Genomic DNA, 12,126 nt, shown 5'->3' on the forward strand with positions numbered 1-12,126 from the left:
CAGCGGTGGGGGCCGCCGCGGGGCCGGCGGTGGACGGCGGGGCGACAGCCGCCGCGGCCAGGAGCGGGACTCCGAATGGCAGGAGCGGGTGGTCCAGATCCGCCGCGTCTCCAAGACCGTCAAAGGCGGCAAGAAGATGAGCTTCCGCGCCATCGTCGTGGTCGGCAACGAACGCGGCCAGGTGGGTGTGGGCGTTGGCAAGGCCGGTGATGTGATCGGTGCCGTCCGCAAGGGCGTGGCCGATGGCAAGAAGCACCTGGTCAAGGTGCCCCTGACCCGTACCAGCTCCATCCCCACCGACGGCCGCGGTGTCGACGGTGCCGCCAGCATCCTGATGCGCCCGGCGGCTCCTGGTACAGGAGTGATCGCGGGCGGGTCGATCCGGACGGTGCTGGAGCTGGCCGGGATCAAGAACGTGCTGGCCAAGCGCCTCGGCAGCAAGACCCCCCTCAACAATGCCCGCGCCACCATTCAGGCGCTGCAGTCTCTGCGCACCCACAAGGAGACGGCCAAGGAACGGGGCATCTCCCTCGAGCAGATCTACTCCTGAGCCCCATGACCCTCTCTCTCAGCACCCTCACCCCCCAGACCGGTGCCAGGCGCCGCAAACTGCGCAAAGGCCGCGGCATCGCAGCCGGCCAGGGCGCCAGCTGCGGCTTCGGCATGCGCGGCCAGAAGTCCCGCTCGGGCCGCCCCACCCGCCCGGGCTTCGAGGGCGGTCAGATGCCTCTGTACCGGCGCCTTCCCAAGCTCAAGCATTTTCCCCTGGTCAACCCCAAGCACTTCACCGTGCTGAACGTGGGCCGGTTGGACGGACTCGAGGCCGGGAGCACCGTCACCCTCGACTCCCTGGTGGACGCCGGCCTGGTCACCAGCCCCAAGCACCCCTTGAAGATCCTCGGCAGCGGTGACCTGAGCGTCAAGCTCAGCGTCGAAGCGGCCGCCTTCACCGCCTCGGCCCGCGCCAAGATCGAGGCGGCCGGTGGCACCTGCGAGCTGATCGACTGATCGGCCAAGGCCTGACCCCTGTCCTTCAGGGATCCGCCAGGCAACCAGCCGTCTGCCGCCGTTCTTCGGATGCGCAGGCGGCTTTGCCGTCGTTGCCCCTTCCCCGCCAGTCCGTCCCTCGTCCCTTCTCACCATGCTCGTCAGCCGGGGCCGTAACCCCAGTGCCGCGGAAATCATCACCCAGGTGATCCAGTCCAAAGGACTGAGGGATCGGGTTCTCACCACCCTCGGCCTGCTGCTGCTGGTGCGTCTGGGGATCTACATCCCCGTGCCTGGCATCGATCGGGTGGCCTTCCAGCAGTTCATCCAGCAGGGCGGCCAGCTGATCGGTTTCCTGGACATCTTCACCGGCGGTGGCATCTCCACCCTCGGGGTGTTCGCTCTGGGGATCCTGCCGTTCATCAACGCATCGATCATCCTTCAGCTGCTCACCGCGGCCCTGCCCCAGCTGGAGGACCTCCAGAAGAACGAAGGGGAAGCCGGTCGGCGCAAGATCGCCCAGATCACCCGCTACGTGGCCCTGGGCTGGGGTCTGCTGCAAAGCACCGTTTTCGCACTGATCCTTCGCCAGTACGCCCTCCCAGGGATTCCCGTGCCGGTGTTCGTGATCCAGACCACCCTGGCGCTGGTCACCGGCGCGATGGTGGTGATGTGGATCAGTGAGGTGATCACCGAGCGGGGGATCGGCCAAGGAGCCTCCCTGGTGATCTTCGTGAACATCGTGGCCACCCTTCCCAGGGCGCTCGGCTCCACAGTGAAGCTGGCCGAAAGCGGGGATCGGGCCACCATCGGTGGAATCGTGGTGCTGGTGCTGATCTTCCTGGTCACGATCGTGGGCATCATTTTCGTGCAGGAGGGCAGCCGGCGCATCCCGATCGTCAGTGCCAAGCGACAGGTGGGGCAGGCCAGCCTCGCCAGCCGCCAGAGCTACCTCCCGCTCAAGCTCAACGCCGGCGGCGTGATGCCGATCATCTTCGCTTCGGCCGTGGTCTTCCTGCCCCTGACGATTGCCAACATCACCAGGGCCCCCTGGCTGATCCAGCTGTCCGGCTACCTCAACCCGAACAGCAGCACTCCCTGGCTCTACGCCCTGATCTTCTTCGCGCTGATCTGCGGGTTTTCACTCTTCTACGCGTCCCTCACGATCAATCCGATCGACATCGCCACCAACCTCAAGCGTGGTGGCGTGGCCATCCCCGGCGTCAGGCCCGGCTCCGCCACCGCCCAATACCTGAGCGGGGTGCAGAACCGGCTCACCCTGCTGGGTGGTCTCTTCCTCGGAGCGGTGGCGATCATCCCCTCGGCCGTGGAAGGCGCCACCCAGGTGCGCACCTTCCAGGGTCTGGGGGCCACCTCCTTGCTGATCCTTGTGGGCGTTGCCATCGACACCGCCAAGCAGGTGCAGACCTACGTGATCTCCCAGCGCTACGAAGGCATGGTGCGGGAGTAACCCCAGCCCACTGCCGCGCCCATCCCCGTCACCCCATCCCGCCATGTCCGACCGCCTTCTCTTCCTCGGCCCCCCCGGAGCCGGCAAAGGGACCCAGGCCCAGCTGCTGGCCGCTGAGCGCGATCTTCTCCACCTCTCGACCGGCGACTTGTTGCGGGCCGAAGTGCAGGCAGGCACGGAGCTGGGGGCGCAGGCCAAGGCCGTGATGGCCCGGGGCGAACTGGTGAGCGATGCCCTGGTCCTGGCGATCGTCAAGGCACGCCTGCTCAGCCACGACGGCGGCTGGTTGCTGGATGGCTTCCCGCGCAACCTGGCCCAGGCTGAAGCCCTCGCTGAGTTGCTCGAGGAGCTGAACCAGCCGATCGAGCATGTGGTGCTGCTGGAGCTCGACGACGGCATCCTGTTGCAGAGGCTGCTCAGCCGCGGACGCGACGACGACAACGAAGCGGTGATCCGCAACCGCCTGGAGGTCTACCGAGAGCAGACGGCACCCCTGATCGCCTTCTACCGCCAGCTGGGCCTGATCCGGGAGGTCGAGGCGGAAGGGGCCGTGGAGGCGGTGGCAGGCAGGATCAGCGACCAGCTTGGTCAAGCCCTGTGATACGTTAGCTGTTTGCAAAATGGAGAGCCACCGCCCATGAAGGTGCGTGCCTCAGTCAAGAAGATGTGCGACAAGTGCCGCGTGATTCGTCGCCACGGCCGGGTGATGGTGATCTGCACCAACCCCAAGCACAAGCAACGCCAGGGCTGACCCGCCCAGCGTTCGTCCTCCCCCAGTGCCCTTCGGGGCGCACCGCCCTGCCCTCACTGGCCGGGCTCCCTCTGCCCAACTGAATCGTTTTTTTCGTGGCTCGGATTGCCGGTGTCGATATCCCTCGCGACAAGAGGGTCGAGATTTCTCTCACATACGTCTATGGGATCGGGCTCAACCGGGCCCAGAAGATCCTGGCCAAGGCCGGCGTCAACCCCGACATCCGCGTCAAGGACCTCGACGACGGTGATGTCCAGAAATTGCGGGCAGCGGCAGAAACCTTCACCCTTGAAGGCGACCTGCGCCGTCAGGAGGGCATGGCCCTCAAGCGCCTGCAGGACATCGGTTGCCTCAGAGGCCGTCGCCACCGCATGGGTCTCCCCGTGCGCGGTCAACGCACCCGCACCAATGCCCGTACCCGCCGCGGCGCCCGCAAGACCGTGGCCGGCAAGAAGAAGTAATCCGCCCGCCTGAGCCCGTCTCCGCCGCTCAGCCCCACCATCCCTCCACCCCACCAGGCCCCCGTCCATGGCGAAGCCAGCCAAGAAAACCGGCGCGAAGAAAACCAAGCGCAATGTGCCCAACGGTGTGGCACACATCCAGAGCACCTTCAACAACACCATCGTGTCGATCACCGACACGGCCGGTGAGGTGATCTCCTGGTCGTCGGCCGGCGCCAGCGGCTTCAAGGGAGCTCGCAAGGGCACCCCCTTCGCCGCCCAGACCGCCGCTGAAGCCGCCGGCCGCCGGGCCCTGGAGCAGGGAATGCGTCAGATCGAGGTGCTGGTGCGCGGTCCTGGATCGGGCCGTGAAACCGCTATCCGGGCCCTGCAGGTGGCCGGCCTCGAGATCACCCTGATCCGCGATGTCACCCCCCTGCCCCACAACGGCTGCCGCCGCTCCAAGCGCCGCCGGGTCTGAGCATCCGTTTCCAGCCGCTCCTCGGCGTTCCTCTTCACCACCATCAGGCCGTGCATCAGTATCAGATCGATCGGGTCGAGCATCACATCGCCGACGACCGCTCCCAGACCGGTGTGTTCGTGATCGGGCCTCTGGACCGCGGTCAGGCCATCACCCTCGGCAACGCCCTGCGCAGGGTGCTGATGGGCGGCATGGAGGGCAGTGCCATCACAGCGGTGCGCATCGCCGGCGTGAACCATGAATACGCCACCATCCCGGGTGTGCGCGAAGACGTCCTCGACATTCTCCTGAACTGCAAGGAAGTCGTCGTCAACAGCCGTAACCGTGATCTGGAGATCGGCCGGCTGATCGTGAACGGTCCTGCCAGCGTCACCGCCGCCGACCTTCAGTTCTCCTCTCAGGTCCAGGTGATCGATTTCGATCGCCCGATCGCCACCGTGGCTGAAGGACACTCCCTGGAGCTTGAGGTTCATGTGGAGCGGGGTGTCGGCTATCGGCCGGTGGACCGTCATCACGAAGACACCAGCGCCATCGATCTGCTCCAGATCGATGCTGTGTTCATGCCCGTTCGCCGGGTGAACTACACCGTCGATGAAACGGCCGTGGGCGAAGGTGGGTCAGCCCGTGAACGCCTGCGTCTGGAGATCGTCACCAGTGGCTCGATCACACCCGACGACGCCATGGCCCAGGCCGCGAATCAGCTGATCCAGCTCTTCCAGCCTCTGGCCAGCCTGACCATGGTCGAAGAGCCGGGCCTGGAACCCGAACCCTCGGCTGAGAGCCAGATCCCCCTGGAGGAGCTGAATCTCTCTGTTCGGGCCTACAACTGCCTGAAGAGGGCCCAGGTCAATTCAGTCTCCGACCTGATGGGCTTCAGTTACGAAGATCTCCTCGAGATCAAGAACTTCGGCTCGAAATCAGCCGATGAGGTGATCGAAGCCCTGGAGCGCATCGGCATCTCCCTGCCCCAGAGCCGCACCACCGCCTGAGCGGCACCGTTTCCTCACCATCCCTTTTTCCATCTCCCGGAACCATGCGACACCAGTGCCGCGTCCCTCTGCTCGGACGACCCGCCGACCAACGCAAGGCTCTTCTGCGTGGACTCACCACCCAGTTGATCCGCGAGGGCCGCGTCACGACCACCAAGACCCGCGCCAAGGCCCTGCGTAATGAGGCCGAGCGGATGATCACCCTGGCCAAGGACGGCAGCCTGGCGGCCCGCCGTCGCGCCATCGGCTACATCTTCGACAAGCAGCTGGTGCACTCGCTGTTCGACAAGGCCCAGGAGCGCTACGGCGAGCGCAACGGGGGTTACACCCGCATCATCCGCACCGTCCCCCGCCGGGGTGACAATGCCGAGATGGCCATCATCGAGCTGGTCTGACGACCCACGTCGACACCACCTTGCCCTCGTCCAGCAGGCAGAGACCGGTCCAGAGGATCGCCCTCTGTCTGCAGTACGAGGGTTCTTCGTTTTGTGGCTGGCAACGCCAGCCCCATCAGCCCAGCGTGCAGGAGACCCTGGAGCGGGCCCTGGCCACGCTGGAGCCGCACCGCCCCCTGAAGGTCATGGCCGCAGGCCGCACCGACAGCGGAGTCCACGCGGCCGGCCAGGTGGTGCATTTCGAGGCCAGCGGACCGATTCCCCCCCAGCGCTGGGCAGCGGCCCTCAACGGCCGCCTCCCGGCCTCGATCAGGGTGAGGGCCGCCGCCGCCGTTCCCGGCACCTGGCACGCCTGCTTCTCCGCCAGCTACCGCCGCTATCGATACACGCTCTACAACGGCCGCAGACCCAACCTGTTTCTCGCCCCCTGGAGCTGGCACCGCTACCGACGGCGCCTCGATGAACGCGCCATGGCCACGGCCCTGCGCGGGTTACTGGGCTTCCATGATTTCAGTGCCTTCCAGCGGGCCGGCAGCCGCCGCCCCCACGCCCGCACCAAGGTGCAGGCCGTGAGCCTGGAGCGCCATGGCGACCTGGTGGTGGCCGAGATCCAGGCGAGCGGATTTCTCTACGGGATGGTGCGCCTGATCATGGGTCAGCTGGTGGCGGTGGGTGAAGGCCAGCTGAGCCTCGCCGGCTTCGAGCGGCGCTGGCAGCAGCGGGCCCGCTCGGAAGTGAAGGAAGCGGCCCCGGCCCAGGGGCTTTGCCTGCTGAGGGTGGGCTATCCCTCAGCTCCCTTCCCGCTGTCCGCCTGGTATGATGGCCAACCGCGGCACTGGCTGGAATGCCAGGACCCGCCTGAGCTTCCTACCCTGAGCCCGCCCACGCTGTAACCCAGCGTCATGGCGTGTTCGCCGCTGGATCATCCATCCAGCGGACTCCCGGAGACGGGCCGATGGGTCAAAGGTTAGGCTCAGGAATTGCGCGTCGTTCCGTTGGGATCTTCCCATCGATGCGGCCGTACCGCCCCATGTCCAGCCCCATCCCTCCGGATGGTGCCTTACTCCGATCCGGCCCGCCGGTGCGATGAACAAGACCTCCGTTCCCTCTCTCGATTCCCTCGACCGCCAGTGGTTCCTGGTGGACGCTGAGAATCAGACCCTCGGCCGTCTGGCCAGCGAGGTGGCCAGTGTGCTGCGTGGCAAGAACAAGCCCACCTTCACGCCGCACCTGGACACCGGTGACTTCGTGGTCATCATCAACGCCGACAAGATCCGCATCAGCGGCAACAAGGCCAGCCAGAAGATCTACCGCCGTCATTCCGGCCGTCCAGGCGGCATGAAAACCGAAACCTTCGAGGCCCTGCAGGCTCGCCTGCCCGAGCGGATCGTCGAGAAGGCCATCAAGGGCATGCTTCCCCACAACGCCCTCGGCCGTCAGTTGTTCCGCAAGCTGAAGGTGTACAAGGGCGCCGAGCACCCCCACGCCGCTCAGCAGCCCCAGATCCTGGCTCTCGATCCTTCCGCCTCCGCACAATGAGCACCGCTTCCAACCGTGTCGTCTACTGGGGAACGGGCCGCCGCAAAACGGCCGTCGCCCGCGTGCGTGTCGTCCCAGGCACGGGATCCATCACCATCAACGGCCGCCCCGGCGACAACTACCTCAACTACAACCCCAGTTACCTGAGCGCCGTGAAAGCGCCCCTGGACACCCTGGGCCTCTCCGCCGAGTACGACCTGCTGGTCAACGTCAAGGGCGGTGGTCTCAACGGTCAGGCCGATGCCATCAAACAGGGTACTGCCCGCGCCCTCTGTGAGCTCTCGCCTGACAACCGCAAGCCGCTCAAGACCGAAGGGCACCTCAGCCGTGATCCCCGGGCCAAGGAACGCCGCAAGTACGGCCTGAAGAAAGCCCGTAAAGCGCCCCAGTTCTCCAAGCGCTGATCCTTCCCTTCCGTATTCAGCCCATTCCAGCCATGCCCAAGGCCGACATCCATCCCACCTGGTATCCCGATGCCAAGGTGATCTGCAACGGAGAAGTGGTGATGACCACTGGCTCCACCCAGCCCGAGCTGCACGTGGACGTGTGGAGTGGCAACCATCCCTTCTACACCGGTACCCAGAAAATCCTCGACACCGAGGGCCGTGTGGACCGCTTCATGCGCAAGTACGGCATGGGCAGCGCCGACAGCGCCAGCACCAAGGCCGGGGACAAAGCGGCCAAACCCGAGGTTGAGGCCCAGGCCTGATCCCTTCTGGTCTGCTCTGGAGGCCGGACGCCCACGGGCGTCCGGCTTTGTGCTGTCTGCCCACCCGTCCCCATGGATCCATCCCTGCTGCGTGAGCGACTCGAGGCCGCCGATCGCACCTTCCACGCGCTGGAGCGTCAGCTGGCCGACCCCGCCGTGGCGGCCGACCCTTCGGAATTGCGCCGCCTCTCCAAGGAACGGGCCCGGCTCGAGCCGCTGGCCACGGGCCTCGGTCACTGGCAGAGCCTGCAGCGGCAACTGAGGGACGCTCAGCAACTGGCCCGCCAAAGCAAGGGGGAGCCCGAGATGGAGGCCCTGATTCAGGAGGAACTCAGGGAGCTGGGAAGCCAGCTCGACGGGCTCGAGCATCAGCTCACCCTCGCCCTGCTCCCCAGTGATCCCCGCGATGAGCGCAGCGTGATGCTGGAGATCCGCGCCGGCACCGGGGGTGATGAAGCGGCTCTGTGGGCGGGCGATCTGGCCAGGATGTACGAGCGGTTCGCACAGACCATGGGCTGGAGCGTGCAGCCTCTGAGTGCCTCGGAATCCGACCTGGGCGGTTTCAAGGAGCTGATCCTGGCCATCCGCGGCGACGGCGTCTACAGCCAGCTCAAGTACGAGGCGGGGGTGCACCGGGTGCAGCGGGTGCCCGCCACGGAGTCCCAGGGGCGGGTGCACACCTCCACGGCAACCGTGGCGGTGATGCCCGAGGCCGATCCGGTGGAAGTCCAGCTCGACCCTGCCGATCTCGACATCAGCACCGCCCGCTCCGGGGGCGCGGGCGGCCAGAACGTCAACAAGGTGGAGACGGCCGTGGATCTGCTGCACAAGCCGACGGGCATCCGCGTGTTCTGCACCCAGGAGCGATCGCAGCTCCAGAACCGTGAACGGGCACTGGAGATCCTGAGGGCCAAGCTGTTGGAGCGGGAGCTGGCCGAGGCCGCCGCCGCTGAGAGTTCTGCCCGCCGAGCCCAGGTGGGCAGCGGCGAGCGCAGCGAAAAAATCCGCACCTACAACGCCAAGGACAACCGGGTCACCGACCACCGGCTGGGGCGCAACTTCGCCCTGGAACCGGTGCTCCAGGGCCAGCTGAACGAGGTGATCGGCGCCTGTGTGGCAGCGGAGCAGAAGGCCCGTCTGGAACAGCTGGTGGCAGAAGGCGCAGGCACGGACTGAGGCCCGCTCCGAGAGCCTGGGGACCTGTCTCTCAGGCCCCGATCACGTATTTGGCCCATTCCTGGCGGCCTGAGCGGATGTGGCGGGTGGCCTCGAAGTAGAGCGTGCTCACCGGCCTCCGCGGCACCCTGGCCAGCGGCATGGCCGCTTCACGGGGGGTCCGGCTCCCCTTGCGCACATTGCAGCGCAGGCAGGCTGTGGTGACGTTCTCCCAGGTGTCCGTCCCGCCACGGCTGCGGGGAATCACGTGGTCGATGGAGAGCTGCTCACCCTGGTAGCCGCAGTACTGACAGCTGTGGCCGTCACGCTGGAAGACATTGCGGCGGGTCAGCGGCAGTTGCTTGAAGGGCACCCGCACGAACTGGCGCAGACGGATCACCGAGGGCAGCAGCATCTCGCCACGGATGGGATGCTTCGGGTCATGCTCAAGACCTTCGGCTTTGCCTTTGAGCAGCATCACCGTGGCCCGACGCCAGCTGGTGATGTTCAGAGGCTCATAGGACGCATTCAGGACCAGAACCTGGCTCACGGCGCATGGTCCACGGAAGGGGTGCCAGATCCCCAGATGGCCGCCATGCTAGTGGGTCTGATCCATCAGGCATGAGATTGGACTGACGGTTCACATCAGATTGACTCTGCTGGGATGCCCGACTGAGATGGCCACGATGCTCCAGCCCAGCCAACGACTGCCAGTTGAGGATCCCCAGCGGTTCGTCGGACCCGGGCTGCATCCGCGGCAGAGGGCCTGGGTGCAGGTCGATGAGACAGCCATCGAGCACAACGCCAGAGCCCTGGGCCGGTGGCTGGCTCCGGACTCATCGCTGATGGCTGTGGTCAAAGCTGATGGCTACGGCCATGGCGCTGCCCCGGTGGCTCGCGCGGCCCTGGCCGGTGGTGCCACGTCCCTGGGGGTGGCCACCCTGCAGGAAGGCATCGAGTTGCGCCAGGCGGGCCTGGAGGCACCGGTGCTGGTGATGGGGAATCTGATCCACCCCGAGGAACTGCGCAGCTGCCTGGAGTGGGAGCTCATGCCCACGATCAGCGGCATGCGCGAGGCCCTGCTCTGCCAGAACCTGGCCAGTGGCAGCGGTCGATTCATGGCCCTGCACCTCAAGCTCGACACCGGCATGGGCCGACTCGGGGTCGACTGGGGCGATGGGGTGAGGCTGCTGCAGGCCCTGCTGGGGCTGGATGCGGTGCGGCTGGCGGGGGTGTACTCCCACCTGGCCGATGCCGATGCCCCCGACCCGGGAGGGGGCGGTCTGACCGCCCTCCAGCAGCAGCGCTTCGAGAGCGTGCTGCGCGGCGCCGGTGAGCTGGGACTGGCCACCGGGGTTCGCCATCTGGCCAATTCCGCCGGCACCCTGCGCTGCCGCCAGCTCCACTACGACCTGGTGCGTGTGGGCCTGGCGCTCTACGGCCATGCCCCCGCCGAGCACCTGAGCCACGCGGTGCCGCTGCAGCCCGCCATGAGCGTGCGGGCAAGGGTGTGCCTGATTCGCGAGGTGCCGGCCGGGGTTGGGGTGAGTTACGGCCACCGCTACACCACCCGGCGTCCGAGTCGGCTGGCGGTGGTCACGATCGGCTACGCCGATGGGGTGCCCAGGCTGCTCAGCAATCAACTGGAGGTGCTCTTCGCCGGACGCCGGCTGTCCCAGGTGGGGGCGATCACCATGGATCAGCTGCTGATCGATGCCACCGAGGCTCCTCAGCTGGAGGTGGGCTCGGTGGTCACCCTGCTGGGCGACGACGGCGGCGAGCGCATCACCCCCCAGGACTGGGCCCAGGCCAGCGGCACCATCCCCTGGGAAATTCTCTGCGGCTTCAAGCACCGTCTGCCCCGTCTCCGCCTTGGCGAAGGCGCGCGCGATCGCTGATAAGCTCTTTCGGCCCCCTGGAGAGGTGGCTGAGTGGTTGAAAGCGGCTCCCTGCTAAGGAGTTACAGGAGGCAACTTCTGTCGAGGGTTCGAATCCCTCCCTCTCCGTTCCAACAATCCTCCGCCAGCAGCCTGGCCCGGGGACTGCGACCTGACCAGGCATCCAGTTCACGGGGTTTCAGCTTGGGGACCTGGTCTCGCAGAGCAGCCGGCTCAGCTCAGGCAGGAGCTGATCATCGGCGGCTCGCTCGGCCCTTTCGCTGAAGATCACCAGCAGGAAAGGCGCGCGGCCCTCGATCTCCACATAGGCCGCGTCATGGCGGGCCTGGCTCATCCAGCCGGCCTTGCTCCACAGCCGGGCAGCGGCGGGCAGGCCGCCCCCGATGAAACCATCCACCTGGTTCTCCGGATCCGCAGCTCGCAGCCCGGGATCGAGGGAGCGGCTCAGGAGCTCCCGCATCCGGGCGCAGGCGGGGGGGGACACCAGGGCCCCCGCCATGATCATGTGCAAGAGCCGGGCGGTGGCATCCGTGCTGAGCCGGTTGCGGTTCTCCAGGGATGGTCCGTAGAACTGACGCTCCCGTCCGTAGGGACCGTCCCCCCAGGTTTTCTGGCAGACGTTGCAGCCCTCGAACTCGCTCCAGCCCAGGTCGGCATACCACCGGTTCACCAGTTGGCGGCCCTCGATCCAGGCCCGCAGCGGTCGCTCCGGCAGATCGGGACCGCTGGTGGTGCCCGTCAGCCAATCCACCAGGACGGCGGTGGCGTCATTGCTGGAGTCGCGGATCATGTCCGCCATGGCCCGGCGGAGCTCGGCACCGTCTTCGAGCAACTGGCGCTGGAGCCAGGCTTCGGTGGCCGCCAGATAGAAGAGCTTGACCACGCTGGCCGGATAGCGGGGCCTGGAGCCGGCCCAGGCGGCCCCCACCACGGACCCCGGCCAGGTCCTCGACGACTCCCCGGCCTCAGCCGCACCGATCAGGCTGCCGGGATAGCGCAACCAGGTGATCGAGACCTGGGAGGTGAGACCGGGACGGCCCTGGAGCTCCAGGGCCTTGAGATGGTCTTCGAGGATCGCTCCCATCGCCGCATCGGGGCTGTAGAACGCCATCGGTACCGCCATCTGCCATGGAGAGCGTAGGAACCGGGGTGTACGCCGATGCGTTGCAGGCGGGCCGCTGCTGGCGGCTGAGCGCCGACATCGACGGCCACGCCCGCTCCACGGGCCCGGGCCCTTATACACATCTCCTCGCCCACGAGACCCTTTGGCATCTCCTATCTCGTCCTCTGCTTTAAAAAAAAAAAAAGACT

General features: G+C 66.7%; 17 protein-coding genes and 1 tRNA gene. 16 read left to right on the forward strand and 2 right to left on the reverse strand.

Going from position 1 to position 12,126, the window contains the following annotated elements; translation table 11 throughout:
- The 14 genes from rpsE to prfA form a co-directional block, all read left to right on the forward strand.
- The coding region (gene rpsE, locus VB734_RS14520) for a 30S ribosomal protein S5 (RefSeq protein ID WP_323243626.1) at positions 1-550 on the forward strand (550 nt) is incomplete at its 5' end.
- A 5-nt stretch (positions 551-555) separates the two neighbouring features.
- Positions 556-1,008 (forward strand): 50S ribosomal protein L15, encoded by a 453-nt coding sequence (gene rplO, locus VB734_RS14525; RefSeq protein ID WP_197162121.1) that lies wholly within the window; start codon positions 556-558, stop codon positions 1,006-1,008.
- A 133-nt stretch (positions 1,009-1,141) separates the two neighbouring features.
- On the forward strand, positions 1,142-2,458 hold the full coding sequence (gene secY, locus VB734_RS14530) for a preprotein translocase subunit SecY (protein WP_197162119.1): 1,317 nt from the start codon (positions 1,142-1,144) through the stop codon (positions 2,456-2,458).
- 43 nt (positions 2,459-2,501) lie between these two features.
- Positions 2,502-3,059, forward strand: coding sequence for an adenylate kinase (locus VB734_RS14535; protein ID WP_197162117.1), 558 nt, complete (start codon positions 2,502-2,504; stop codon positions 3,057-3,059).
- A gap of 36 nt (positions 3,060-3,095) precedes the next feature.
- A complete protein-coding gene (rpmJ, locus tag VB734_RS14540; protein ID WP_006173336.1) occupies positions 3,096-3,209 on the forward strand; it encodes a 50S ribosomal protein L36 in 114 nt (37 codons plus the stop codon).
- 95 nt (positions 3,210-3,304) lie between these two features.
- Positions 3,305-3,670 (forward strand): 30S ribosomal protein S13, encoded by a 366-nt coding sequence (gene rpsM, locus VB734_RS14545; RefSeq protein WP_197162115.1) that lies wholly within the window; start codon positions 3,305-3,307, stop codon positions 3,668-3,670.
- 67 nt (positions 3,671-3,737) lie between these two features.
- Positions 3,738-4,130, forward strand: a complete 393-nt coding sequence (gene rpsK / locus VB734_RS14550) for a 30S ribosomal protein S11 (RefSeq protein ID WP_006173334.1) — start codon at positions 3,738-3,740, stop codon at positions 4,128-4,130.
- Positions 4,131-4,180: 50 nt separating this feature from the next.
- Positions 4,181-5,119 carry a DNA-directed RNA polymerase subunit alpha gene (locus tag VB734_RS14555; RefSeq protein WP_197162113.1) on the forward strand — a complete coding sequence of 313 codons (939 nt, stop codon included), beginning with the start codon at positions 4,181-4,183 and terminating at the stop codon, positions 5,117-5,119.
- A gap of 44 nt (positions 5,120-5,163) precedes the next feature.
- Entirely contained in the window at positions 5,164-5,514 is a 351-nt protein-coding gene (gene rplQ / locus VB734_RS14560) for a 50S ribosomal protein L17 (protein WP_006173332.1), read from the forward strand.
- Positions 5,511-6,407 carry a tRNA pseudouridine(38-40) synthase TruA gene (gene truA / locus VB734_RS14565; RefSeq protein WP_231594983.1) on the forward strand — a complete coding sequence of 299 codons (897 nt, stop codon included), beginning with the start codon at positions 5,511-5,513 and terminating at the stop codon, positions 6,405-6,407. The genes rplQ and truA overlap by 4 nt, the downstream gene beginning before the upstream one ends.
- A gap of 193 nt (positions 6,408-6,600) precedes the next feature.
- Entirely contained in the window at positions 6,601-7,053 is a 453-nt protein-coding gene (gene rplM, locus VB734_RS14570) for a 50S ribosomal protein L13 (protein WP_197162111.1), read from the forward strand.
- Entirely contained in the window at positions 7,050-7,457 is a 408-nt protein-coding gene (gene rpsI / locus VB734_RS14575) for a 30S ribosomal protein S9 (RefSeq protein WP_322782318.1), read from the forward strand. The genes rplM and rpsI overlap by 4 nt, the downstream gene beginning before the upstream one ends.
- Positions 7,458-7,489: 32 nt before the next feature.
- Positions 7,490-7,762 (forward strand): 50S ribosomal protein L31, encoded by a 273-nt coding sequence (rpmE, locus tag VB734_RS14580; protein WP_322782317.1) that lies wholly within the window; start codon positions 7,490-7,492, stop codon positions 7,760-7,762.
- A 72-nt stretch (positions 7,763-7,834) separates the two neighbouring features.
- The gene (gene prfA, locus VB734_RS14585; RefSeq protein ID WP_322782316.1) at positions 7,835-8,938 is read left to right on the forward strand and encodes a peptide chain release factor 1; all 1,104 of its coding nucleotides are present in this window, start codon (positions 7,835-7,837) and stop codon (positions 8,936-8,938) included.
- A gap of 31 nt (positions 8,939-8,969) precedes the next feature.
- Here prfA and VB734_RS14590 read toward each other — a convergent pair whose 3' ends face one another.
- The gene (locus tag VB734_RS14590) at positions 8,970-9,467 is read right to left on the reverse strand and encodes an HNH endonuclease (protein WP_197162103.1); all 498 of its coding nucleotides are present in this window, start codon (positions 9,465-9,467) and stop codon (positions 8,970-8,972) included.
- A gap of 136 nt (positions 9,468-9,603) precedes the next feature.
- Between VB734_RS14590 and alr the strand changes: the two genes are divergently transcribed.
- A complete protein-coding gene (alr, locus tag VB734_RS14595; RefSeq protein WP_322782640.1) occupies positions 9,604-10,815 on the forward strand; it encodes an alanine racemase in 1,212 nt (403 codons plus the stop codon).
- Between the two features lie 19 nt (positions 10,816-10,834).
- A tRNA-Ser gene (locus VB734_RS14600) sits at positions 10,835-10,923 on the forward strand.
- Between the two features lie 70 nt (positions 10,924-10,993).
- Here the strand turns inward: VB734_RS14600 and VB734_RS14605 are convergent.
- Entirely contained in the window at positions 10,994-11,926 is a 933-nt protein-coding gene (locus VB734_RS14605) for a serine hydrolase (protein ID WP_322782315.1), read from the reverse strand.
- Positions 11,927-12,126: the final 200 nt, after the last annotated feature.

It is taken from the genome of Synechococcus sp. BA-124 BA4, assembly GCF_034931165.1.